This window comes from Cellulomonas sp. Root485 (assembly GCF_001426705.1).
GTDB lineage: Bacteria > Actinomycetota > Actinomycetes > Actinomycetales > Cellulomonadaceae > Cellulomonas.
Genome location: NZ_LMFC01000003.1, coordinates 462301 through 485924 on the forward strand (window position 1 = coordinate 462301; position 23624 = coordinate 485924).

At 73.7% G+C, this 23624-nt stretch carries 22 protein-coding genes; 8 read left to right on the forward strand and 14 right to left on the reverse strand.

Features of this window, described 5'->3' with window-relative positions; genetic code table 11:
- Nucleotides 1-6 precede the first annotated feature (6 nt).
- Nucleotides 7-402 (reverse strand): hypothetical protein, encoded by a 396-nt coding sequence (locus ASD16_RS15950; protein ID WP_235523353.1) that lies wholly within the window; start codon nucleotides 400-402, stop codon nucleotides 7-9.
- Complete coding sequence (locus ASD16_RS15955) at nucleotides 399-854, reverse strand: Asp23/Gls24 family envelope stress response protein (RefSeq protein WP_055919608.1); 456 nt, start codon at nucleotides 852-854, stop codon at nucleotides 399-401. The genes ASD16_RS15950 and ASD16_RS15955 overlap by 4 nt, the downstream gene beginning before the upstream one ends.
- A 132-nt stretch (nucleotides 855-986) precedes the next feature.
- Here ASD16_RS15955 and ASD16_RS15960 point away from each other — a divergent pair, with 132 nt between their 5' ends.
- The 4 genes from ASD16_RS15960 to ASD16_RS15975 are packed head-to-tail and all read left to right on the forward strand — an operon-like array spanning nucleotide 987 to nucleotide 5539.
- Nucleotides 987-1541: an RNA polymerase sigma factor gene (locus ASD16_RS15960; protein WP_055920620.1), complete on the forward strand. Its 555-nt coding sequence runs from the start codon at nucleotides 987-989 to the stop codon at nucleotides 1539-1541.
- Entirely contained in the window at nucleotides 1538-1984 is a 447-nt protein-coding gene (locus ASD16_RS15965) for a hypothetical protein (RefSeq protein ID WP_055919610.1), read from the forward strand. The genes ASD16_RS15960 and ASD16_RS15965 overlap by 4 nt, the downstream gene beginning before the upstream one ends.
- Nucleotides 1985-2042: 58 nt before the next feature.
- The gene (locus ASD16_RS15970; protein ID WP_055919611.1) at nucleotides 2043-4628 is read left to right on the forward strand and encodes a circularly permuted type 2 ATP-grasp protein; all 2586 of its coding nucleotides are present in this window, start codon (nucleotides 2043-2045) and stop codon (nucleotides 4626-4628) included.
- On the forward strand, nucleotides 4625-5539 hold the full coding sequence (locus ASD16_RS15975; protein WP_055919613.1) for a transglutaminase family protein: 915 nt from the start codon (nucleotides 4625-4627) through the stop codon (nucleotides 5537-5539). The genes ASD16_RS15970 and ASD16_RS15975 overlap by 4 nt, the downstream gene beginning before the upstream one ends.
- Here ASD16_RS15975 and ASD16_RS15980 read toward each other — a convergent pair.
- The 4 genes from ASD16_RS15980 to ASD16_RS15995 form a co-directional block, all read right to left on the reverse strand.
- Entirely contained in the window at nucleotides 5536-6465 is a 930-nt protein-coding gene (locus tag ASD16_RS15980; RefSeq protein WP_055919619.1) for a hypothetical protein, read from the reverse strand. The two genes, ASD16_RS15975 and ASD16_RS15980, sit on opposite strands and share 4 nt — an antisense overlap.
- Before the next feature lie 157 nt (nucleotides 6466-6622).
- Nucleotides 6623-7150 (reverse strand): DinB family protein, encoded by a 528-nt coding sequence (locus ASD16_RS15985; RefSeq protein ID WP_055919621.1) that lies wholly within the window; start codon nucleotides 7148-7150, stop codon nucleotides 6623-6625.
- A 10-nt stretch (nucleotides 7151-7160) separates the two neighbouring features.
- Complete coding sequence (locus ASD16_RS15990) at nucleotides 7161-7340, reverse strand: hypothetical protein (protein WP_055919624.1); 180 nt, start codon at nucleotides 7338-7340, stop codon at nucleotides 7161-7163.
- A 181-nt stretch (nucleotides 7341-7521) separates the two neighbouring features.
- On the reverse strand, nucleotides 7522-8784 hold the full coding sequence (locus tag ASD16_RS15995) for a GAF domain-containing protein (RefSeq protein ID WP_055919627.1): 1263 nt from the start codon (nucleotides 8782-8784) through the stop codon (nucleotides 7522-7524).
- 216 nt (nucleotides 8785-9000) lie between these two features.
- On the opposite strand from ASD16_RS15995, the gene ASD16_RS16000 reads away from it, so the two are divergent.
- The 3 genes from ASD16_RS16000 to ASD16_RS16010 all read left to right on the forward strand — a co-directional run bounded on the left by ASD16_RS16000 (nucleotide 9001) and on the right by ASD16_RS16010 (nucleotide 12921).
- Entirely contained in the window at nucleotides 9001-9630 is a 630-nt protein-coding gene (locus ASD16_RS16000; protein ID WP_055919630.1) for a TetR/AcrR family transcriptional regulator, read from the forward strand.
- A gap of 4 nt (nucleotides 9631-9634) precedes the next feature.
- Entirely contained in the window at nucleotides 9635-10771 is a 1137-nt protein-coding gene (locus ASD16_RS16005; protein WP_235523354.1) for a methyltransferase, read from the forward strand.
- A gap of 140 nt (nucleotides 10772-10911) precedes the next feature.
- Nucleotides 10912-12921 carry an NHL domain-containing thioredoxin family protein gene (locus ASD16_RS16010; protein ID WP_055919634.1) on the forward strand — a complete coding sequence of 670 codons (2010 nt, stop codon included), beginning with the start codon at nucleotides 10912-10914 and terminating at the stop codon, nucleotides 12919-12921.
- Between the two features lie 4 nt (nucleotides 12922-12925).
- On the opposite strand, the gene ASD16_RS16015 is transcribed toward ASD16_RS16010, so the two are convergent.
- The 5 genes from ASD16_RS16015 to ASD16_RS22060 form a co-directional block, all read right to left on the reverse strand.
- Nucleotides 12926-14362 (reverse strand): diguanylate cyclase, encoded by a 1437-nt coding sequence (locus ASD16_RS16015; protein WP_055920625.1) that lies wholly within the window; start codon nucleotides 14360-14362, stop codon nucleotides 12926-12928.
- A 121-nt stretch (nucleotides 14363-14483) separates the two neighbouring features.
- Nucleotides 14484-15137 (reverse strand): heme oxygenase (biliverdin-producing), encoded by a 654-nt coding sequence (locus ASD16_RS16020; RefSeq protein WP_055919638.1) that lies wholly within the window; start codon nucleotides 15135-15137, stop codon nucleotides 14484-14486.
- A gap of 171 nt (nucleotides 15138-15308) precedes the next feature.
- The gene (locus tag ASD16_RS16025; protein ID WP_235523360.1) at nucleotides 15309-15476 is read right to left on the reverse strand and encodes a hypothetical protein; all 168 of its coding nucleotides are present in this window, start codon (nucleotides 15474-15476) and stop codon (nucleotides 15309-15311) included.
- A gap of 104 nt (nucleotides 15477-15580) precedes the next feature.
- The gene (locus tag ASD16_RS16030; protein WP_055919644.1) at nucleotides 15581-16576 is read right to left on the reverse strand and encodes a hypothetical protein; all 996 of its coding nucleotides are present in this window, start codon (nucleotides 16574-16576) and stop codon (nucleotides 15581-15583) included.
- A 75-nt stretch (nucleotides 16577-16651) separates the two neighbouring features.
- Nucleotides 16652-17488 carry an ABC transporter ATP-binding protein gene (locus tag ASD16_RS22060; protein ID WP_200942969.1) on the reverse strand — a complete coding sequence of 279 codons (837 nt, stop codon included), beginning with the start codon at nucleotides 17486-17488 and terminating at the stop codon, nucleotides 16652-16654.
- A 350-nt stretch (nucleotides 17489-17838) separates the two neighbouring features.
- Between ASD16_RS22060 and ASD16_RS22065 the strand changes: the two genes are divergently transcribed.
- A complete protein-coding gene (locus ASD16_RS22065; RefSeq protein ID WP_200942970.1) occupies nucleotides 17839-18123 on the forward strand; it encodes a hypothetical protein in 285 nt (94 codons plus the stop codon).
- Between the two features lie 311 nt (nucleotides 18124-18434).
- Here the strand turns inward: ASD16_RS22065 and ASD16_RS16040 are convergent, their stop codons facing one another.
- The 3 genes from ASD16_RS16040 to ASD16_RS16050 form a co-directional block, all read right to left on the reverse strand.
- Nucleotides 18435-20318, reverse strand: a complete 1884-nt coding sequence (locus ASD16_RS16040; RefSeq protein WP_055919647.1) for an ABC transporter ATP-binding protein — start codon at nucleotides 20316-20318, stop codon at nucleotides 18435-18437.
- Nucleotides 20318-22714, reverse strand: coding sequence for a glycoside hydrolase family 9 protein (locus ASD16_RS16045; RefSeq protein ID WP_200942971.1), 2397 nt, complete (start codon nucleotides 22712-22714; stop codon nucleotides 20318-20320). Before ASD16_RS16045 ends, ASD16_RS16040 begins: the two co-directional genes overlap by 1 nt.
- Nucleotides 22715-22897: 183 nt before the next feature.
- The gene (locus ASD16_RS16050; RefSeq protein ID WP_055919651.1) at nucleotides 22898-23611 is read right to left on the reverse strand and encodes a YafY family protein; all 714 of its coding nucleotides are present in this window, start codon (nucleotides 23609-23611) and stop codon (nucleotides 22898-22900) included.
- Nucleotides 23612-23624 lie beyond the last annotated feature (13 nt).

Consider the following 23624-nt stretch of genomic DNA (forward strand, 5'->3'; position numbering starts at 1 on the left):
GACTCCTCAGACGATGGTGTCGATGTCCTCGACGTGGACGCGGACGGGCATGGGTGCGACCGCGGAGACGGCTCGCTGGACCCGCGCGGCCGTCTCGGGCACGGGCGCGAGGTCGGAGACGACGACGTGCACCTCGGTGCCTTCGTCGTCGATCCGGACGCCCGTGACCCGACGGCCGGGCAGGTAGGTGCCCAGCCCGCCGAAGCGCCCGCCGTGGAGCGCGACGACGCCGGGAACGGCCAGGACCGCTGCGGCGACGACCTCGGCGGGGGTGAGCGGGACCGGGTCGGGGATGACGTCGTCGAGCACGACGACCTCCGGGCCGGGCTCGACGAGGTCGAGGGGCACGACGTCCTGCGCCACCTCCAGCGGCGTCGGCACGTGCTCCGGGACGTCGGTCACTGGACCCGCTGCTCCTGCGGGACAGACTGCTGTGCGTCGTCCTGCGGCAGGTGCACGTCGTTGACGGTGACGTTCACCTCCACCACGCGCAGGCCGGTCATCCGCTCGACGGCGCTGATGACGTTGCGACGGATGCCGTCGGCGAGGTCCGCGATCGAGACTCCGTACTCGGCGACGAGGTCGAGGTCGACGGCCGCCTCGGTCTCGCCGACCTCGACGGAGACGCCCTGCGAGTAGTTGGTGCGGGCGCCGGGGATGCGCTCGCGCAGGTTGCCGATCGCTCGGGCGGTGCCGCCGCCGAGGGAGTGCACCCCGGTGACCTCGCTCGTCGCGATGCCGGCGATCTTGCTGACCACCGTGTCCGCGATGGTGGTGCTGCCCTCGGGCGTGACGAGCGCGCTCTGTCGGGCACGGGCGGCGGGGGCGGTGACTGTCGTGGCGGGCTCGCTCATGGTGACCTCTCTCGGCTGGTGACGTGCATACGGTTGGTCGCTGTTCCGCCCGGTTCGTCACGGCCTCCTCGTGTGACCTGGGTCACACTTCCCGGGATGCGGTGCCCGACCTCCGGACGCACGCTGCTCGGGATGGACGCCGACGAGATCCCGGACGCGGTGCTCGCCCGCAGGGCGGCGCTGCTGGACCGTGCCGCGTTCCGGGTGATCGTCGACCGGCACGGCCCGGCGCTCTATCGCTATGCCCGCCGCATGCTCGATGATCCACAGGACACCGAGGACTGCGTGCAGGAGGCGTTCGCCGCCGCGTGGACCTCGTTGCCGCAGTTCGCGGGCCGGTCGTCGCTGCGCACCTGGCTGTTCGCCATCACGGCGCACAAGGTGCGCTCGCTGCAACGTCGACGGACCCGTACGGCCATGCCCCTGCCGTTCGCCCCGGTCGACGAGGTCGATCCTCGTGCGCTCGACCCGGCGCTCTCGGCGGAAGGCACGGACCTGCTCGAGGCGCTGAACGCAGCGCTGCGGGAGCTCCCGCCGGGCCCGCGCTCGACCTGGTTGCTGCGGGAGGTCGAGGGTCTGTCGTACGAGCAGATCGCGGAGGTGTCGGGGACGACGACGAGCACGGTCCGTGGCCAGCTCCACCGGGCACGCGGGTACCTGGTCCAGCGGATGGAGGAGTGGCGATGAACGGGGAGCAGCTCCTCACGCAGGCCGCCCGGACGCTGCGCGAGCACACCGACAGCGGCTGGGTCACGCTGCGCGACGACGTCGTGGCGGCGGCCGTCCGCGCGTTCCGACCCTCCGCACCGGTCCGCGGCCGGCTGCCCGGCGGGGAGCTCCTGGTGGCGTCGGCCGTCCTGGTGTCCCGCGTCGGCTCGGCCGTCGCGGAGGTGGCCGACGCCGGCGCGCTGCGCATCACGTGCACGACGACCGCCGACGACGAGCTGGACCGCCTGACCGTGGAGCTCGTCGCGCTGTACGGCACCCCGCTGGTGCCGTTGGCCGACAAGGTCCGGCGCGCTGCCGCCGACACGGTCGCCGAGACGCTCGGTCTGGCCGACGCCCCGGTGGACCGCGTCCGGGTCGACGTCTCCGTGCAGGACGTCACCCCCGACCCACGGCTGCTCTGAGCCGTCACCTGCGTGCCGACCTCCGCGGACGGCGTCGTCGTAGGACACACTCCTCTGTGTGACCGACCTGCTCTCCTCCCCCCGCCTGCAGGGCGAGTCGGGACTCGTCGATCATCGTCCCGACTGGTCGTGGCTCCCCGACCCCGCGGACGCACCCACGGAGCCTGGCCTGGCGCGCGCGCGCGACGAGGCCGAGCGGCTGCTCGCGGACCACGGCGTCACGTACGGGGCGGACCAGGAGGACGGGGAGCACCCCTGGCACCTGGACCCGCTGCCGGTCATCGTCGACGAGCCGGAGTGGGCTCGCCTGGACGCGGCGCTGGTGCAGCGGGCCGAGCTGCTGGACGCCATCCTGCAGGACGCCTACGGCCACCGGCTGCTGCTGACCGACAAGCTCCTGCCGCCCACGGTCGTGCTCGGTCACCCCGGGTTCGTGCGGGCGGTCGACGGCCTGCGGCTGCCCGGCGGGCGCGAGCTGGTGCTCACGGCGACGGACCTGGTGCGCGACGGCGCGGGCGGGTGGTGCGCGGTCGCGGACCGGACGCAGGCGCCGTCGGGCGTCGGCTACGCGATGGAGGACCGCCGCGTCGTCTCCCAGGTCCTCTCGGGGGTCTACCGGCAGGCGTCCATCCAGCGCCTCGGACCGTTCTTCCGTGCGCTGCGGCTCGCGCTGCGCGACGTGGCCCCGGGCCGCGCCGAGCAGCCCCGCGTCGTCCTGCTCACCTCGGGGCCGTCCAGCGAGACCGCGTTCGACCAGGCGTACCTGGCCTCGATGCTCGGCCTGCCGCTGGTCGAGGGCTCCGACCTGCTGGTCCGCGACGGCCGCGTCTGGATGCGCGGTGTCGAGGGCCTCGAGCCGGTCGACGTGGTGCTGCGACGCGTCGACGCCGAGTGGTGCGACCCGCTGGACCTGCGGCAGGGGTCGCGCCTCGGCGTGCCGGGGCTGGTCCGGGCGGTGCGCGCCGGGACGGTGAGCGTGGTCAACCCCCTGGGCAGCTCGGTGCTGGAGAACCCGGCCCTGCTCACGTACCTGCCGCGGCTGGCGAACGCGGTGCTCGACCAGGACCTCGCGCTGGCGTCCGCCCCCACCTGGTGGTGCGGCGAGCCCAAGTCTCTGCAGCACGTCCTGACCCACCTCGAACGGCTCGTGGTGCTGCCGACGGTCCGCGGCACCGACGTCGGCACGATCCTCGGCTGGACGCTCAGCCACCGCGAGCGCGAGCAGCTGGCCGCACGGATCGCCGCGGAGCCGTGGCACTGGGTGGGCCAGGAGCCGGTGGGCCCGGCCGGCCCGACGGTGGACGGGATGCCGGTGGGCGTCGGCAGCGACCTGCCATCCGCGGAGGGTGTCGGTCCCGCCGACCTCGGCCCGCGTGCCGCGGTGCTGCGGACCTACGCCGTCGCGCACGGCGGCACGTACACGGTCCTGGCCGGCGGGCTCGCGCGCGTCGCGTCGGGGCACGTCGTCTCGTCGGCCCTGGGCGCCGCCGCGAAGGACGTGTGGGTGCTCTCCACGCAGCCGGACGCGCCGGTCGAGCCGTGGGTGCCGTCCGACGAGTCGGCGGCCGGGGAGGTCGCGACACCGCGCCGACCGGCGACCGGCATCTCGCCGCGCACCGCCGAGAACCTGTACTGGATGGGCCGCTACGCGGAGCGCGCGGAGGACGCCAGCCGCGTGCTGCGCGTCGTGGTCGACCGCTGGGACGACTTCCACCAGCACCCGGCCTCCGCGGGCGGTCGCGCGCTCGACGTCCTCATCTCCTCGCTCACCCCCACGGACGAGGGCCTCCCGGCGTTCCGCGACCTGGTCCTGGACCCGCGCACCGCGGGGACGGTCGCGCGGTCGGTCCGCCGGCTGGCCGCCGCGGCCGCCGCGGTGCGCGACCAGCTCTCCACCGACACGTTCGGCCCGCTGGCGCGCATCGAGCGGGCGCTGCGCGACGAGCGCGGCAAGACGCGCGGCCGGACGCACGGCCGGGACTCCCTGGACCTCGGGGTCGACGCCGGCAGCACCATGACGGCCGGCCTGCGGCCCGCGCTCGACAAGGTGCTCGAAGGGCTGCTCGCCGTCGCCGGGATCACCGCGGAGGGTCTGGTGCGGGACGTCGGCTGGCAGTTCCTCGACGCGGGGCGGCGCATCGAGCGCGCGCAGCACCTGGTCGAGCGCCTGCTGGCCACGGTCGTGCAGCAACGGTCCGCCGACGTCGACGCCGTGGTGCTCGAGTCGGTGCTGCTGGCGCACGAGTCGGCGATCACGTTCCGGCGTCGCCACCAGACGGGGGCCGGCCTCGCGGAGGTGCTCGAGCTGCTGCTGCTCGACGGCACCAACCCCCGCTCGCTCGCCTACCAGCTGGACCGGCTCCAGGAGTCGCTCGCCCTCGTGCCGCTGGCCGGGCGGGCCCCCGACCAGCGCGACCACCTGCTGTCCGACGTCGTCGACCTGCTGGCCGAGGTGGACCCGGTCGCCGTCAGCGCCGCGGTCACCGACGACGGCCGGCGCGCGCGGCTGGCCGAGACGCTCGAGTCGATGCTGTGGCGCCTCCACTCCGCCGCCGACGAGATCGAGCGCGTGCACTTCGTCCGGCTCGCCCCGAGCCGCGCGCTCGAGGACCCCTGGGACGCCCGGGACGGTGGTGGCGAGTGAGCCGGACCTACGACCTGGTGCACCGCACGACGTACTCGTACGCGAACGTGGTGACGGACTCCTACGGCCGCACCACGATGACGCCCCGCGACGTCCCCGGGCAGACGTGCCTGTCGACGACCGTCGAGATCGACCCGGCACCCGCGGACACCAACCAGTGGGTCGACTACTTCGGCAACCGGACCACGTACTTCGGCGTCATCACACCGCACACCCGGCTGGTCGTCACGGCGCGGTCCACCATCGAGGTGACCCGACAGGCACCCGACCCCGCGGTGCTGCCCACGGTCGGGTGGCACGACGTGGCGCGCCGGGTCGCCGCCGGCGAGGTGGGCCGGCTGGACCCCAGCATCGTGGACCTGCGCGAGGCGCTGCTGCCGTCGCCGCACGTCACGTTCGTCGACGAGGTCCGCGACTGGGCCGCCCCGACGTTCGCGTCGGACCGACCGGTGGTCGACGTCCTCATCGAGCTCGCCCACCGGATCCGCACCGAGCTGGCCTACCGCTCGGGCTCCACCACGGTGCACACCACGCAGGCCCAGCTGCTCGCGCAGAAGGCGGGCGTCTGCCAGGACTTCGCGCACCTGATGATCGCGGCGCTGCGCCTCCACGGGCTGCCCGCGCGGTACTCCAGCGGCTACATCGAGACCCGTCCCCCGGCCGGCCGGGAGAAGCTCCGGGGAGCCGACGCCTCGCACGCGTGGGTGTCCGCCTGGGTGCCGGGCGCCGGCTGGGTGGAGGTCGACCCGACCAACGACCAGCTGGTGGACGACCGCTACGTGCTGCTCGGCTGGGGTCGCGACTACGACGACGTCCCGCCGCTGCGCGGAGTCATCTTCACCGAAGGGTCCGGCTCCCGGCTCACCGTGTCGGTCGACCTGGTGCCCGCGGGAAGCGAGCCGTTCGCCTAACGCCGCGCGGTCGCCCGGTCCTGCAGCTCGCCGGGCGGGACGATGAACCCGCCGCTGTCCACGACGGTCCCGCCGACCGCCCGCCACAGCGCGGCCGCGATGCGTGCGACCGACGGCTCGACCCGCGAGCGCGCGATGAGGTGCAGCTGCGAGGGGTGCTCGCTGCGCAGCTCTTCGGGCTCCGGCGGGTTCCAGGTGATGTGGTACGACCAGGGCCCGAACTCCCGCCAGTCCAGCCGAGACAGCGCCACCGGCACCTCGGTGGAGCGCCCGGTCCGCACGGTGATCGCCCCGTCGTACTCGAAGGTCGCGGTCACGGAGAACGTCGGCGGAGCCGAGGTCCCCGCGGACGGCTGTGGGTGCGGGACGTCCGTCGGCCCGACGCGCGCGCCGGTCATGGCCGGCCGCACCAGCGGCAGCGCGTCCTGGGCGGACAGCGGCATCGGCGACCAGAGGGTCAGGTCGACCGCGGCGCCGGGGTCGGGCACCACCACCGGCAGCGCCCGGTCCGCGGGGATGATGCTGCCGGCGGCCCGGCGCGCGGCCGCGGCCATCCAGCCGTAGACCAGGTCGAGGGACGCCCGCGGGTCGGCGGGGACGAGCGCGTACAGGTCGACCTCCGGCACGGCCAGGCCGGCGGACTGGGCCTGCGCCCGACCCATCGACGTCGGTCCCTCGAGCGAGGCGGCGCCGTTCAGCCGCAGCAGGCCGGGTGCTGCCTCGGCGACGACCGAGGAGATGCCCCGGAATCGCGCGCCGGTCATGGGGCGCGCCTTGGCTGCCTCGTCGGCACTCACCGGCTCGCGCAACCACGATGCGTCAGGGAACCAGGCGGTCGCCAGGACGACGACGTCGGTGCCCCGCGGCACCACGAGGACGTTCCGGCCCTCCAGGTCCCTGGGGAGGTCGACCAGCGGCAGGCTCATGCCGGAGGACCGTACACAGGTTGTGATTCGAGCGGGTGAAGTTTCGGCGCGCCATCCGGCGAGTCCGGGCTGGTCAGCGGGTTGTCCACAGGTTCAGCGGTGTTGCACACGGCTGTGGACACAGCCTGTGGACAAACGTGAGGTCGCTCTGCCCCAGTCAGGCGTGGACGTCGTGCAGGTGGTGGACGACGTCGTGCAGGAAGTACTGCCCCAGCGTCAGCACCGTGAACTGCGACCCGTTCGACCGTCGCCCGGAACGGCCCCACTGGTCGCCGGACACCGAGTCGAACAGGTCGGCCGTGCTGTCCGCCGCCTCGGTGAGCTCGACGGCGACCACCTGCGGGTCCTGGAGGTCGTACCGGTCCGCGATCGCCGTCGCGTCCTGGTCCCAGTTCTCGAACAGCGGGTCGTCCTGCGAGAGCAGCAGGTCCAGGCGGGCACCGAAGATCCGCATCACGTCACGCACGTGCGCGCCGTACTCGAGCGTCGACCACGTGGTCGGGTCCGGGCGGTCCCGGGCGTCGGCGCGGTGCAGCGCGGACACCCACCGCGGGGACAGGTCGCGCACGGTCCCGGCGATCGCGGGGCCGTCGACGTCCGTCGCGGTGAACCCGCACTCGGGGCACCGCTGCGACAGGACCCAGGTCCAGTCCTTGGTGTCGGGCTGGATCTCCTCGTTCGTCATGAACGGAAGATTAGTGGTCCGCCTCGTAGCCGGAGTACGTCATCCACGTCGCGCTCGGGAGGTCGCGGCGGCGGTATCCGGTCTCGTCGATCCGGCCCGCGGCCGGGGACACGAACTCCCCCGCGATCCAGCCGTCGTCACGCGTGTCGAGCCAGACGTCGCGTCCGGGCTCTCCTGCGTCGATGATCATCGTGCCCCCCTGGTCATCCCTTGCTGTGAGCGCTGCGGCCGGGCGAAGCTCCCCTCCGATCCTCGCCCAGCCGCCGCTCGTCTACCCCGCCGACCAGCAAGGGCCGCCTCGTTACGTGAGGAACGTAGGGCGCGGCACGTTGCAGGAAGGTTGCAGGTGAGGGTGGGGCTGTGCGCGCTCGTCAGGCGTGCCGGGGCGCTCCGAGACGGTGCCCCAGCAGGTCGAGGCGGCCGACGGCGCGGACGTGCACCGGCGACCCCTTGGGCGCCAGCCAGGCCAGCCGCTCCCAGGCCTGCCAGTCGTCGGCTCCCGCGTCGGAGGCGAGCCAGCGGCTCACCACCCCGGGCAGCGGGCTGGCCAGCACGGCCGCGCGCACGTCGGCGGCGAGCTCGTCGCGGATCCGTTCCACCCCGGGCGCCACGGACCGGGCGAGGACCGGCCCCGGGTAGGCGGTGAGGGCGGCGTCGACGTCGCCGGTGTCGAGCAGGGCGTGCACCATGTCGACGTCGGTGCGCAGAGGCGCCGTCAGGCGGTAGGGGCGGGACTCGCTGAGCAGGGGGCCGACGAGCCGGCGCAGGCGCGAGACCTCGGCCCGCACCGTGACGTCCGACAGCTCGTGCTCGCTGAGCAGCACGGCGAGCTCGTCGGCGCTCAGCCCGGCGGGGTGCCGGGCGAGGAGCAGGAGGAGCTCGGCGTGGCGCAGGCTGAGCCGGACGTCGATCCCGTTGATGTGCACCGTCGGGGTGCCGAGGACCCGCAGTCGCGCGGTCGACGTGCCGCTGAGCACGATGACGGGGTGCTTCTCGGTGGGCGTCGGCGCGACGCGGGCGAGCTCCGCCTCGACGGCGGCGACCGTCGCGCGGACCAGGGCCATCACGAGGCCGGTCGCCACCGTCGGGCCGCCCGTGACGTCGAGGACGCCGAGAACCTGCCCGCTCGCGGCATGGATGGGGACGGCCGTGCAGTTCCACGGCTGGACCTTGCGGGCGTAGTGCTCGGCCTCCACCACCTGCACGGGCTGGTCGGTGACCAGCGCGGTGCCGAGCGCGTTGGTGCCGGCGGAGTCCTCGCGCCACACCCCGCCCTCCACGAAGCCCACGCCCTCGACCCGGCGCCGCAGCGACTGGTCGCCCTCGACCCACAGCATCCGGCCGACGTCGTCGGTCAGTGCGGTCACCCAGCCGGCGTCCGCGCCGGGTGCGACGAGCAGGTCCCGCACGACGGGCATGGCGGCGGCGAGCGCGAGGGAGCTGCGGTAGCCGGTGAGGTCGTTGCCGCCCATGTCGACGGGTGCGTTCTGCACCTCGGGGTCGACGCCGCTGCGCTGGCTGCGGCGCCAGGAGTCGGCGACGACGGAGCGGACCGCACGGCTGGAGAGCTGGCCGGTGGTGACGAAGCGCTCGTGGGCAGCACGCACTCGGGCGGTGTCCACGATCTCCGTCATCTCGACTCCTCCCGACTGCGCCGTCGAGAACGCATGCTCGCGCGGGGACCACCCGGCCCCCGCGCAGTTTCGAGTGTACGAACACGAACCACCGAATCGGGCACAATTCCGGCCGTTCTGCCGCGTGATCACGCGGAACGGCCGTATTTATCGGTACAGCGACAGCCGACCAGAAGCCCGGACGCATTTGATGACAGAACGTGCGATGATGTCACGATGCCCAAGATCATCGGCGGGTCCCTGCACGAGCACCGCGAGCAGACCCGCCAGAAGCTCTTCGCGGCCCTCTCGGCGCTCATGGCCGACCAGGGGTTCGACGCGATCACGCTCGCCGAGATCGCGTCCGCCGCGGGCGTCGGACGCACCGCCGTCTACAACCACTTCCCCGACAAGGAGTCCCTCCTGCTCGGGTTCATCACCCACGAGACCGAGCAGTACGCGGCCACCCTGCAGCGCGCGCTGGACGACATCGAGGACCCGACCGAGCAGCTCCAGACGTACGTCCGCCAGCAGGCCGCGCTGACGAAGGTGTACCACCTGGCCCCCGGTCCGGAGCTGCGGTCCGTGCTCTCGCGCGGTACCCAGCAGCGCGTCCGCGAGCACGTCGTGGTGGTCGAGCAGATCCTCCGCCGGATCCTGGCCGCGGGCATCGAGTCCGGCGCCTTCCCCGAGCAGGACCTCGACGTCACGGTGCCGCTCATCAACGCGTGCCTGTCCGGACGAGGTGTCCCCGCCGACGGCCCCGAGCGCGACCGCGCGATCGCGCAGACCGAGGCGTTCGTGCTCCGCGCCGTCGGTGCCACGGCATTCGTCCCCGTACCCGAGCCGACCCTTCAGCCGGCCTGACCCGGTGGCGAAGCGCGCACGCGGTGGCACTCCTCCCGCCCATCACGGCAGCCACCCGGTCGGGCGCCGGCCACGCACCCGCCCACCCGTCCGGCGGTCCACCAGCCTGGAGCTGACGTTCCTCCCGGGCCTCGGTGACGTGCTCGCCGACGAGGCCGCCGAGGTACTCATGCTCGACGGCGCCCCGATGCCCGTGCCCGGCCGTGAGGACGCGCTCGAGGTGTCCCACTGGGGACCGCTGACCGCGGTGCTCGACCTGCGCACCGCCGTCGCCGCGTTCGTCGTCCTGCGGTTCGACGTCCCCCGACCCAAGTCGCTGACCAGCGGCGACCACCTCCAGCGCATCGTCGACGCCATGTACTCCTCGCTCCGGGTCGGGAGCTCCTCGTCGTTCCGGTTCGAGGCTGCGGGCAGCGACTCGACGGTGTTCGCGCGCCTCGCGGAGCTGCTGGCCGAGGCCACGGGTCTGCGGTACGACGAGTCGCAGGGCGAGCTGGTCCTGCGGGTGCGCCGCGGGGTGCGCCCCGGGTCGACCGGAGACCCCGGCTGGGACGTCCTGGTCCGCATCGGCGCCCGGCCGCTGTCCGCACGCCGGTGGCGGGTCACCGACTTCCCCGGCGCGGCGAACGCGACGATCGCCGCGGCGATGGTGCGCCTCGGTGGCGTCGACGACGGCGATCGCGTGCTCAACCTCATGTGCGGCTCCGGGACCCTCCTGGTCGAGCGGCTCTCCGCAGGGCCCGCTGCCGACGCGGTCGGGGTCGACCTGTCCGCCGACGCCCTGACCGCGTCGTCGGAGAACCTCGGCGCGGGGGCGGTCGACGCCCGGCTGCTCCAGGCCGACTGCACCGGCCCCGCCCTGACCGAGGCCGTCGGCACCGGCTGGGACCTGCTCCTCGCCGACCCACCGTGGGGCACCCTGCACGGCACGCACGCCACCAACGCCGAGGTGCACGCCGGCATGCTCCAGGCCGCCTACGACGTGGCCGCGCCCGGCGCCCGGTTCGTCGTCCTCACGCACGAGGTCAAGGTCATGGAACGCTGCCTGCGCGACGCCGACGCCCTCTGGCGGGTCCGCTCCACGACGAAGGTGTTCGCCAAGGGCCACCACCCGCGCATCTACGTCCTCGACCGCGCCTGACCCGCACCGTCCGAGGATGTGGCTGCTGGAGCAACCACACGCTCGGACGTCCGCACGATCGAGCGTCCCGACGACCGAATCTGCGGACATTGCTTACGAGCAGCCGCGACGTCCGCACATTCGAGCGTTCTGGCGACCGGATGTGCGGACGTCCTGTCCGGGTCGCGCAGAATGGGGGCGTGCGTGAGAGTCGACTGCCCCGGGTCCGTGCGTCCGAGCTCGTCGGGCGGGGGTGGCTGAACACCGGCGGCCGCACCGTCACGCTGGCCGACCTGCGCGGGAAGATCGTCATCCTCGACTTCTGGACCTTCTGCTGCATCAACTGCCTGCACGTCCTGGACGAGCTGCGCGAGCTGGAGGAGCAGCACCGCGACGTGCTCGTGATCGTCGGGGTGCACTCCCCGAAGTTCGTGCACGAGGCCGACCCGGTGGCCCTCGCCGCTGCGGTCGAGCGCTACGAGGTGCACCACCCGGTCCTCGACGACCCGCAGCTGGTCACGTGGTCGGCCTACACCGCGCGGGCGTGGCCGACGCTCGTGGTGATCGACCCCGAGGGGTACGTGGTGGCGCAGATGGCCGGCGAGGGGCACAAGCGCAACGTCGAGATCCTCGTCGGTGAGCTGATCGCCGAGCACGAGGCCAAGGGCACGCTGCACCGCGGGGACGGACCGTACGTGGCTCCCACGCCCGCGGCGGGCACGCTCCGGTTCCCCGCCAAGGCGATCGTCCTGCCGGACGGGCACCTGCTGGTCGCCGACGCCGGGCACCACAGCCTGGCGGAGCTCGAGGCCGACGGCGAGACGCTCGTCCGGCGCATCGGCTCGGGCGAGCGTGGGCTGGTCGACGGCGGTCCCGACGAGGCCCGGTTCAGCGAGCCGAACGGCCTGTGCCTGGTCCCGGACGAGCTGCGGTCGGTGCTCGGGTACGACGTGCTCGTCGCCGACACGGTGAACCACGCGCTGCGCGGGGTGCGGCTCGCGGACGGCGTCGTCAGCACCGTCGCCGGGACCGGCGAGCAGTACATGGTCGGTGCGGCGGACAACTTCCTGGTGACGGACGAGGACGAGGCCGACGAGGAGCTCGCGTCGATGCCGGTCGTCGGCACGCCCGGCGACGAGGTGGCCGCGTACGCGTCGTCGCTCACGACCGGCACGTCTCCGCAGGCACCCTTCGTCCCCGGCCCTCGTCGGCAGAAGCTGTCCTCCCCGTGGGACGTGGCCTGGTCGGAGCCGCTCGGGGCGTTCGTCGTCGCGATGGCCGGCAACCACACGCTCTGGGCGTTCGACGACGAGCACGGCTCGATCGAGCTGCTCGGCGGCACCATGAACGAGGGCCTGCTCGACGGCCCCCTGCACGAGGCGTGGTTCGCGCAGCCGTCGGGGCTGGCCGTGGGCGCCGACGACAAGCTCTGGCTGGCCGACTCCGAGACGTCCGCGCTGCGCTGGGTGGACCCGGTGGAGCGGACCGTGCACACCGTCGTCGGCGAAGGGCTGTTCGACTTCGGCCACCGCGACGGACCCGCCGACGAGGCACGCCTTCAGCACCCGCTCGGCGTCGCGGTGCTGCCCGACGGCTCGGTCGTCGTCGCCGACACCTACAACGGTGCCGTCCGCCGGTACGCCGACGGGTCGGTGAGCACGCTCGCCACCGGTCTCGCCGAGCCCAGCGGGATCGTCGTGCTGGACGGCGGGTCGACGCTGCTCGTCGTCGAGTCGGCCGCCCACCGGCTGACCCGGATCGCCCTGCCCGCGACGCTCGTCGGCCAGATCCTGGACTCGGGCTCGCACCGCACGCAGCGGCCCGTCACGGAGCTGTCCCCCGGCGAGGTCCGGCTCGACGTGGTGTTCACCCCGGCAGCCGGGCAGAAGTACGACGACCGCTACGGGCCGTCGACACGCCTGCAGGTGTCATCGACCCCGCCGGGCCTGCTGCTGGAGGGCGCCGGTGACGACGTCCCCCTCGACCGGGTGCTGCGTCTCGACCCGGCCGTGCCGGAGGGCGTCCTGCACGTCACCGCGCACGCGGCCAGCTGCGACGCCGACCCCGCGATCGAGTACCCGGCCTGCCACCTGAACGCCCAGGACTGGGGTGTGCCGGTCCGTCTGGTCGACGGTGCACCGACCACCCTCACCCTGCCGCTGCACGGCTGAGGGGCTAGCGAGCCCCGAGGATCGCGACCGCCGCGAGCGCGTCCAGCGACGTCGCGACGACCTCACCCGTGGCCGCCGTCGCGGACATGCCGATCTCGACCTGCCAAAGGTCGTGGATGACCACGGCGGTCGACGACTCGACGCCGAGTTCCGCCGGGCTGCCGCCCCGGGCCACCGCGGACGGCGGCTCGGCGGCGCTGCGGCGGGTCAGGACCGCCCACGCGGACCCGCCGAGGGTCTCGGTGGCCGCCGCCGCGAAGGCGCACAGCCGAGGGACGACGCCGGACTGTGCGGCGACGATCGCGGCCGTGCCGGCGACGAGCACCCGCTCGGCCGTGACCGCGGGGTCGGCGGTGGCGGGCACCATCGAGCGCAGCGCCCGCGCCCGGGCACGCTTGGCCTTGTACTGCGCGGTGTCGGCCTGGCGGAACAGGTGCCGCGCGGACACCGAACCGGTCACCGCGGTGGAGGCGATGCCGTAGGAGATCGCCGCGCCGTGCGGGAGCGGGAACGCCCCGATGGTCGCCGCCATGACGTCCGCGACCTCCGCGCGCCGCCGCCCGACGGTCACCAGGCAGAACTCGTCGCCGCCGATGCGCGCGGCGGTCGAGCCCGGCAGCGCCGCGGCGGCGCGACCGAGGACGTCCGCGACGGAGCGCAGCAGGTCGTCGCCCGTGTCGTGGCCCAGCTCGTCGTTCACCCGTTTGAGCCCGTCCACGTCGCACATGACGATGCAGGTCTCGTGGCCGGACTCGAGCGCCGCCTCCGCCTCCGCGTCCGCGATGCGGCGGTTGGCGAGGCCCGTCAGCGGGTCGTCGGCGACGAGGTGTCGCACCTGCGCCTCGAGGTCGACGCGCGCGACGGCGCCGGCGACGAGCGCGGCGAGCACCTCCGCGCGGGCGATGTCGTCCACCCGGAACGGCGGACCCGGGCGGCCGCGGACGGCGTACAGCTGGCCCCAGACGCTGCCGTTGACCACCAGGGGCGTGGCCAGCGCGGTCGCGGCGTCGAGCTCGCGAAGCGTGTCGACCTCGACCGGGTCACCCGCGTCCGGGTCGTCCGGGACGGTGGGGTCGTCGTGCACGGTGCGGGCGTGCGCGACCCAGCTGGCGCGGTCGCGGATGAGGGCGCGCAGCGCGGGGCGGTCGTCCGCGCGGTACGACGCCCGCACCATCCAGACCGCGCGTGGAGAGACGGGAGGCGGCTCGACGACGACGGTCCGGCACGTGTCCTGGTCGATACGGCAGAACGCGACGTGCCGGGCGTCGAGCACGTCGAGGCCGGTGGTGGTGGCCACGTGCGCGACCTCGTCGATGGACCGGCAGCGGTCGAGGCGGTGTGCAGCCAGGGCGAGCGCGCGCACGCCGACGACGTCCGCGGCGGACCTGCTGTCCGCGCGCGCACCCGGGGCGGCCGAACCGCGACGCGTCACGTCGCCCATCATCGACCCTCGATCCCGGATGCAGCGACGCAGACGGATGAGAGGTGCATGAGATCACCCGTCCTGGCGTAGCGGAAGCGCTTGCGTGCCAGGGTCCCACGCCGGCGGGGCCCCACATGGCTCATCGGACGTGTGCCGCTCCGAGCTCGCCGAACACGTCCGCGTTGAGCCGGAACGCGAGCCGCGCCTCCTCGACGACGGCCGCGCGGGCCTCGTCGTCGAGCGGGAGGGCGTCCAGCCGTTCGCGGTAGACGTCCTTGAACGGCTTGAGCTTGTGGATCTGGGGGAAGTCGTAGAACGCGATGCCCTCGGAGGTGAACCCGTAGTGGCGCTGGAGCATCCGCTTGATGATCTGGCCGCCGGACAGGTCGCCCAGGTAGCGCGTGTAGGCGTGCGCGGCGTACCGCGGCAGCGAGACCGCGGTCTGCGCGAGGCGGTCGGCGTAGGCCCTGGTGGCGGGCAGGACGCGCACCTGGGTCCGCCAGCCCGCGCCGTACAGGTGGGCGAGGTCCTGCTCGATTGCGGGGACGCGGGTGAGCTCGTCGAAGACGAGACCGCCGTCGTCGGGCAGGCGGGCGCCGGCCGCCTCCAGCGCCGTGTAGACGACCAGCTGCTGGGCGGCGAGGTCGGCGTAGGCGGCACGGTCCAGCCGGCCGGAGAGCAGCAGCTCCACGAAACCGGAGCGCTCGGCCGCCTCGTGCTCGCCGCGGGTTCCCTCGCGGAGCGCGACGGAGAGCGGGGACAGGACGGCGGTGGTGGTCACGGGGCTCCTCATGTGCTGACGTACTGTCAGAAACACTACCCGAGAAGGTAAGGGTGACCTGCGTTCGTTCACCCGCGCAGGTGAATCGCCTCCCGGACGCGGGCTGCGGTCACGTTCGACGTGTCGAGCTCCGCCGGGGCGGGTCAGGCCCCTCGTCGTGCGAGGAAGGCGGTGAGGACGCGGTCAGGCGCTGGCGCGGATGGCACCGACCACCCGGACGCGCACGTCGACGCCGTCGACCGCGCCCGGCAGGTCGGTGTGGTCGCGTGCCACGTTCACCTGGAGCTGGTACCCGTCGGCGGCTCGGGCGATCCCGATCCCGCGCACGTCGGAGCGCCCCTTCAACGTCATGCGCAGGCGCTCTTTCGCTGCCCGGGCCTGTTCGAGGTCCGCCATGGTGGTACCGCCTCCCGCCGACCGTGACGCGGCCGCGGGGGCGGCTGGTCCGACGGTCGTCAGACCAGTGTGACCCCAAGAGCGTCCAGAACGGCATCGATGGGGTTGATGTACGTCAACCCGGTGCCATTCTCGCCCCCGGACTCGGACCCTGCAAAGAGCAGCCCGAGGGCCACCCCGTCCGCCCGGTACACCAACGAACCGGAGTCACCCCCGCGGGAGAACGGGCCGGTGCCGGTGGACTCGACCTCGATCTGGTTGTCGAAGCTGATCTCGCCCATGTCCTCGCCGTAGCCGACGACCACGTTGTCCAGCTCGATCGCGGTCACCCGCCCGCGCGTGACCGACGTGGTGCGGCCGATCTTGGCCACCTGCTCACCGCCGAGCGCGACGGCCGTGGTGGTGACCCGGCCGACCGGGTACTCCGGGTCCACCTCCTGGTCGTCCAGCAGGGCGATCGCGCAGTCGACGAGGGCCGCGCGGTGCTGGTTCAGGTCCACCCAGGCGGCCAGGGTGCCGACCGTGTCGCGCGGGGCGCGCCCACCGTCGGCGGGACCCGGCTGCACGATCGTGTCGCCGACCTTCGCCTCCGGCGACCCCGCCAGCACGTGGAAGTTGGACAGCGCGTGGACCACCCCGTCCTTGTGCACGAACGCCCCGAGGGTGCCCGCCGTGACCTGGACGTGGGCGATGGAGACGCCCGGGCGCAGCGGGCGTGTACGGCCGGTCTCGCCGACGGCGTGCGCCGTGATGACCGGGGGCCGCGGACGGACCTTCGCGGGGTCGTCCGCCAGCGTCGAGATCCGGCCCGTGCGGCGCACGTCGACGTTCGTCCCGACCTCCGCGGCGACCTTGCGGGCGATGCTCCGGACCGACGGCAGGCCCAGGCGGTAGCGGACCGCCAGCGCGTACGTCCCGTCGGGCTGCGGCGCGAGACCGATGGCCAGTGCGGGACCGCCGTCTGCCACGTCGGACGGCCGGATGACCTGCTCCGACAGCTCCCGTGCGTAGTCGACCGCCTGCGCCTTGGTCTCGCGTGCCGTGCCGTGGTCCATGGAGCTCCCCCTGTCTTTTCGCCCGGTACCTCCCGAGCGGGTGCCAGTCTGCCCGCCGGCACCCACAGGCGAAACTCAGAGGTAGGCCGCGGCCTGGATCCCGAACAGCTCGGCGTACAGGCCGCCGAGGGCCACCAGCTCCTCGTGCGAGCCGGACTCCACGATCCGGTGGTCGGCGACGACCAGGATGAGATCGGCCATGCGGACGGTGGAGAACCGGTGCGAGACCAGCACGGTCACCGCGCCGGTCGTGGCGCCGACGGCTTTCGCGTGGGCCGCGTACCGCTCGTACAGGTCGTGCTCGGCCTGGGCGTCGAGCGCCGACGTCGGCTCGTCGAGCACCACGAGCAGCGGCTGCTCGCGCATCATCGCCCGGCCGAGCGCGAGCTTCTGCCACTGCCCGCCGGACAGCTGCGCGCCGTCCGCGTGGCTGGTGCCCAGCTGCGTGTCGAGCCCGTCCTCGAGGCGGGTCAGGACGTCGGAGGAGTGCGCGCGGTCCAGGGCGCCGAGCACCGCCTCGTCGGACTCGATCCGCGGCAGGTCCCCGACGCCGACGTTCTGCCGCGCCAGCAGCTCGAACCGGCAGAAGTCCTGGAAGCCCGCCGCGGTGCGGTCGCGCCACCCGACGGGGTCGAGGTCGTGCAGGTCGACGCCGTCCACGGTGATGGTGCCCGTCGTCGGCGCGTAGAACCGGCACAGGAGCTTGACGAGCGTCGTCTTGCCGGCCCCGTTCTCGCCGACGATCGCGACGCTCGTCCCCGCGGGCAGCACCAGGTCGACCGCCTCCAGCACGGGGGAGTCGGTGCCGGGGTAGGTGAACGAGACGCCGTCGAACCGGATGCCGTCGCGCAGCGCGTCGGGCGCCGCCACCTGAGCGCCGTGCACCGTCTGCGCCTGCACCAGCGACCGCATCCACGCCAGGTCGTCATGCTCCGGGCCGCCCGCTGGAGCTGCTGGAGGATCGTGACCGCGGCGGTGACCTGCTGGTTCACCTGCGAGGCGAGCGTGATGACGAGCACCACATCGCCGACCGTGCGCTGCCCCGAGACCGCGTCCCGCAGGACCAGGAGCGTCGCCGCCACGTAGGCGACTGCGAACGCCAGCTGACCGGCCGCGCGCAGGGTGTCCGCACGCACCTCGCCCGCCCACAGGATCGCGGTCGCGGCGTCCCACGACCGCCGCAGCCGCGAGCGGACCTCGCCTTCCAGCCCGCACGTGCGCAGCTCCTTGGCGGCAGCGGCGTCGAGCGACAGGACGAACAGGTGCCGCGCGCGACGGTTGTCGGCGGCGGCGTCGGCGCGGGCGGCACCCAGGACGTTCTCCGCGCGCCGGCCCAGGACCAGCGGCGGCAGCGCGGCGAGCGGCAGGAGCAGGAGCCACGGGTTGAGCTCGGCGAGCAGGACGCCCGTGATGACCAGCGCGACGCCGAGACCGACCGCGGACAGCAGGGCCTGCATCGACCCCCAGCCCGACCGGTTCAGCTCCGTGCGCAGCACCTGCAGCCGGTCCGCGTACTCCGGGCGCTCGTGGTGCTCGATCCCCGGTGAGTCGTGCGAGAGCCCGATGAGGTCGCGCTCCAGGCGCATGACCGCCTCGTCGCCCAGCTCGAAGTAGAAGATGTGCGCGAAGTGGCCCGCGGTCAGCGCAGCCACCACCAGCACCGCGACCAGCACCGCCGCGATCGACGCGCGTCGGGTGTCCCCCGCGATGGCCGCGTCGGTCAGGACGGCGAGCGCGGGGGCGGCCAGCGGCAGCGCCACAGACTGCAGCACCATCAGCACCGACGAGAGCGCGAGCTTGCCGGGGCTGATCCGCCCCGCCAGCCGGAACAGCGCCCAGCTCCCGGACACGGTCTGCCTCATGACTCCACCTCGTTCCCGTCGGCGTCCAGCCCTGCGGCGAACCGTTCGGCCTGGAGCCGGAACAGCCGGGCGTAGTGCCCGTCGGCCGCGACGAGCTCGTCGTGCGTGCCCTGCTCGACCACCCGTCCGGCGTCGATGACGACGATCCGGTCCGCCCGCCGCACGCTCGAGAACCGGTGCGAGATGAGCACCGACGTGACGCCGCGGGTGAGCTCGACGAACGAGTCGAAGAACGCGGCCTCCGCGCGGACGTCCAGCGCGGACGTCGGCTCGTCCAGCACCAGCAGACGCGCGCCGGCCTCGAGCGCGTACAGCGACCGCGCGATCGCGATCCGCTGCCACTGCCCGCCGGACAGGTCGGCACCGCCCTCGTACGCGCGGGACAGGGTGGTGTCGAAGCCGGACGGCAGCGCGTCGACGGCCTCCGCGATGTCCGCGCGCTCGGCCGCACCCCGCAGCACGGCCAGGTCGCGCGGCGCGTGCACGGCGCCGACCGCGATGTTGTCCGCGGCCGAGAGCTCGTACCGGACGAAGTCCTGGAACACCACGCTGACCCGGCGGCGCCACGCGGCGACGTCGAGGTCCGCGAGGTCGGTGCCGTCCACCGTGAGGCGGCCCGCGGTGGGCTCGTGCAGGCGGGTCAGCAGCTTGACCAGCGTCGTCTTGCCCGCGCCGTTCACGCCGACGATCGCCGTGCACAGCCCCGCCGGCAGCTCCAGGTCGAGGCCGTCGAGCACGGGCCGGTTGCTGCCCGGGTAGGCGAACCGGACGTCCTCGAACCGGATGGCCTCCTCGGGCGCTCCGGCCGGGACGGGCAGCCCGGCGCCGGCGGCGGGGAGCCGCGACTCCGCGTCGGCCATCCGCGCCTCGAACTGCGCGAGCGCCGCGACGGCCTGCATCCCGTACTGCGTCTGCACGTCCGACTCGGGGTAGTACTCGCCGAGCGCGATCGCGGCGACGACCGACTGGATGCCCAGCGCAAGCGCGGTGAGCGTGATCTCGCCCGCCGAGGCCGACCGCGCGATGGACACGAGCACCACCGCGCTGATCACCAGCCCGATCGCGGTGTAGACGAGGTACGGCACCAGGTAGAGCTGGCGCCGCCTGGCTGCCACAGGATCGAGCATCGCCTTCGTCGCGTCGCTGTACTCGTCGGTGAACCAGCCCGCGAGCCCGAAGACCCGCATCTCCTTGGCGGCCTCGGGGCCCATCGCGACCTCGCGCAGGTACACCGACCGCCGGCGGAACCCGATGACCTGTGACCACACCTGCGAGTACCGCCGGAGCCCGCCGCGCTGCCCGTACCGGAACACCATGGTCGCGACGACGATCGCCACCGCCGCCGGCCAGGACACCACCGCACCGATCACCGCGGCGAACCCCACCAGCTGCACGTACCGCGCGACGAGCGCGAGCAGCCCCGCGGCCGACGACCCCGGGCTGCGGAACTCGGCTTCGAACTCCCGGGTGGCCTCCGTCAGGGCCTCGAGCGTGGCCTGGTCCTCCATCGGCGCGATGCTCGTCGACCGCAGCGCCACGCTCAGCGCGCGGTCCCGCAGGGCGCCGTCGATGCGCCGCTGCATGCGGACGCCGAGCGCGGTCTGCAGCGGGGCGAGCACCTGCCGGGCGAGGAACAGGACCGCGGCCAGCACGAACGTCCGCACCAGGTCGCTCCACGCCGCCGACCCGGTGCCGCCGTCGACGGCCGCGGGCACCTGCCCGACGACCACGGAGGTGGCCAGCACGAACGCCACCGGCAGGAGACCGAGCACGACGTCGAGCAGCAGGAGGCCGGCGACCAGGCCGCCGCCCGCGGTCGGCAGCAGCCGCGCGATCCCCCTCCGTGGCAGGACCGCGGAGCGGTACCAGGACCGGAGCATCAGGACCTCCTCCTCCGGACGACGACGACGAGGCCGACCACAGCGAGTGCGAGCACGCCCACGACCACGACCACGACGCCGATCATCCACAGCCGGATCGGCAGGAACATCGCCGGCCCGTTCTCGACGACCTCGTCGGAGGACGCCCACGCCGCCATCCACGTCAGCGACGAGTTCCAGTTCACCGTCATCTCGTTGGTGGACCAGGACTGGATGTTGTCGAGGTAGCAGCGCTGCGCGACGCACCCTTGGGGCCAGGTCTGCCCCGCGACGGGGTCCTGGATCGAGCTGTTGGGACCGCCCGACAGCGTGCCGGCGGGCGGGTGCGGGAGCGTCGGGTCCAGCTGCGCGGCGAACGTCCGGTGGTGCTGGTTCTGCGAGAACTGGGTGCCGTAGCCGGTCACGTAGGACTGGTCGAGCGCGTTGCGGCCCAGCACGTAGTCGAGGCTCTCCAGCGCCGCCGCGCGGTACGTCTCGTCGCCCGTGATGTCCGCGGCGGCGGCCAGGGTCACCGCGTTGTTGAGGATGATCCCGTTGGAGCCCCACTCGAACCGGGCGTCGGACGGCTGGTACGGCTGCCCGAAGAACGCCTTGCCCTGCTGGTAGAGCGCGAAGTCGGCGAGCGTGACCACGGAGTCGCGGACGGCGTCGCGGCCGGGCAGCTCGCTGGGCACCAGCGCCAGGTCCATCCGGCCGAGGGCCGCGGTGCGCTGCCAGTCGAACGCCACCGCACCCTTCAGGTCCGCGGAGTGCACCGGCGAGCCCGTGACGGCGTCGGCGAACTCGTCGTCACCCGTCGTCAGGAACAGCTCGGCGGACGCCCAGTAGAACTCGTCGGACACGTCCTTGTCGTCGTACGGGCCGCCGCCCTCGTTGCCGTCGAGGGGCGACGCGTACAGGTCAGGGGTCGCGACCGCCGCGGCCCACGCCGTGCGCGCGGAGTCGAGCAGACTCGCGGCGAACTCCTCGTCGTACGGCTCCCACAGCCGGGCACCCTTGGCCGCGACCGCGGCGAGGTTGAGCGTCGCCGCGGTCGACGGCCGGTGCACCTGCCGGGTCTGCGGGTCCTCGTCGGGCGCCAGCGGCAACCCGGTCCAGCCGTCGTCCTGCACCTTGTGAAAGACAAGGTCCGCGTACCCAGCGCTCTCGGAGCCCGCGGGCACCTGCATCCGCTGCATCCACTCGAGCTCCCAGCGCGCCTCGTCGAGGACGTCCGGGATCCCGTTGCCGGCCTCCGGGATCCGGGCGGTGCCGTCGCCCAGGGGGCCCACCTCGGCCGATGCGCGACCCTGCGCCACGAGCGCCCGCTCCCACGTGTCGAGCACCTGGTGCACGGCGATCCCGCCGTTGACCACGTACTTGCCGTGGTCGCCCGCGTCGTACCAGCCGCCGCGCACGTCGAACGTGTCGTCGCAGGTCCAGCCCGCGTACCAGGGCTGCGGCGCCTGGCAGCCGACGGCGGTGTCGCCGGTGTTCGGTGCCACGTCCAGGTGACCCGCCGGGCGGGCGTACTCGTCGCCGGCGAGCTCCCCGTCGATCTCGATGCCGCTGCGCGCCAGGTAGAAGTACGCGAGCGCGTCCGTCGCCAGGCCGGTGTAGAGGTCGGCGTCGATGGCGAACGGGTGGCTCGTCTCGCCGTCGGCGACGAGCGTGAACCCCTCCCCGGTCACCGTCTCGTCGGTGAAGTCGATGACGTGCACGAACTCGTCGGCGGTCCGGTCCTCGCCCCGCGGGGTCGTCGTCCCCGCCGCCACCTCGTCGCCCGCCGCGTCCAGCAGCTGCCACGGCAGCGGGTCGGTCTCCTCGGTCACCAGGGACGCGCGCTTGGGGCCTGTCGGCAGGTAGCCGAGCTGGTTCACGCGGACGCGCGTCGCGGTCTCCTGCTCGAACGGCGCCGGCAGCTCACCGGTGTGCACCGACACGTCGTCCACGCAGAACCGCCAGTCGTCCGGTGCGCCACCCACCTGGAAGACGACCTGCCCCGCGGGCCAGTCCAGGGTCGACGTGAACCCCACCTCGTACGGCTGCGGCTCGGGCTGCATGATCGGCCCCACCTCGGACGTCGACGTCCACGGCTCGGTGTTCATCTGCACGAGCGCCCGGATCGGCACCTCGGCCGTCCCGCTCACCGTGAACGCGAACCGGTACGTCTGCCCCTTCACCAGCGGCACGCCGTCGACCCCGACGATGGACGACCACGCGGTGCTCGACCCACCCGGCACGTCCACGCAGAGGCTTCCCGACGAGGTGTCGGCGACCATGTCCGGCGTGGTCCACCAGGGCGCGGCCTCGGTGTCGAACGACCCGTTCGGGATCAGCTCGGGACCGTCCGCGGCCGCGGCGGGGACGGCCGTCGCCAGCAGCAGGACGACCGCCAGGGGCAGCACTGGACGCACGCAGGACTCCTTCGACCGGCTGAGAGCGCTCTCAAAGTAGTGCGTCCCGGTCACCGGCTCCACGGGTTTCCCGGATGGGATCGAGAACGTGGGTTCAGCCCGAGATCGTGCAGTCCCATCCACGATCTCGCGGCGGACCCACGATCTCGCTGGGGCGGCCGCGACGGTGGCGGGGCGCCGCCCTCAGTCCGACGGGCGCGACGACACCGGGTAGGCGTCCGGCGGGGGTTCGCCCACGTCGGCCACCGGGCGCGGGTCGTAGCGCTCCGGTGTCAGGTCCGCCCGGAGGATCCGCGCCAGCCGGAACCAGCGCATCGCCACCCGCCACTGGCACCACGCCGCCACGTACCAGTGGCCCCCCGTGCGGGCGAGCAGCACGGGCTCGATCCGACGTCGGCTGACGGTCCCGTCCCCGCTGCGGTACTCGATCGCCAGCACGCGGTGCCGCCCGAGCGACTCCTCGACCGCGCGCAGCACCTGCGCGGTCGCCACCTCACCGGTCTGCTCCGGCCGCGACCACACCCGGCCCGAGAGCTCGTCGGCACGGCGACGGTCGGCGGGCGGGAGCGCGTCGAGCACCTTGCCGCGCGCGGCCTCCGCGTCGGTGCCGAACGGGCTGCCCGGCGGCAGCGCCCGGACGGCGAGCGCGAGCGCGACCGCCTGCGCGGGCGTGAAGTTGACGGGCGGCAGGCCGACGGACGCATCCAGCACGTAGCCACCGCCGAGCCCCGCCTGCGCGGTCACCGGGAGGCCCGCCTGCTGGAGCGCCGAGACGTCGCGCTTGACCGTCCGGGGGGACACCTCGAACAGCCGCGCCAGCCGGGTGCTCGTCGTGCCGGCGTGGCCGACGCGGCGGAGCTCCTCGGCGAGGGCGTACAGACGATCGGTCCGGTTCATGGTGCCAGCATGG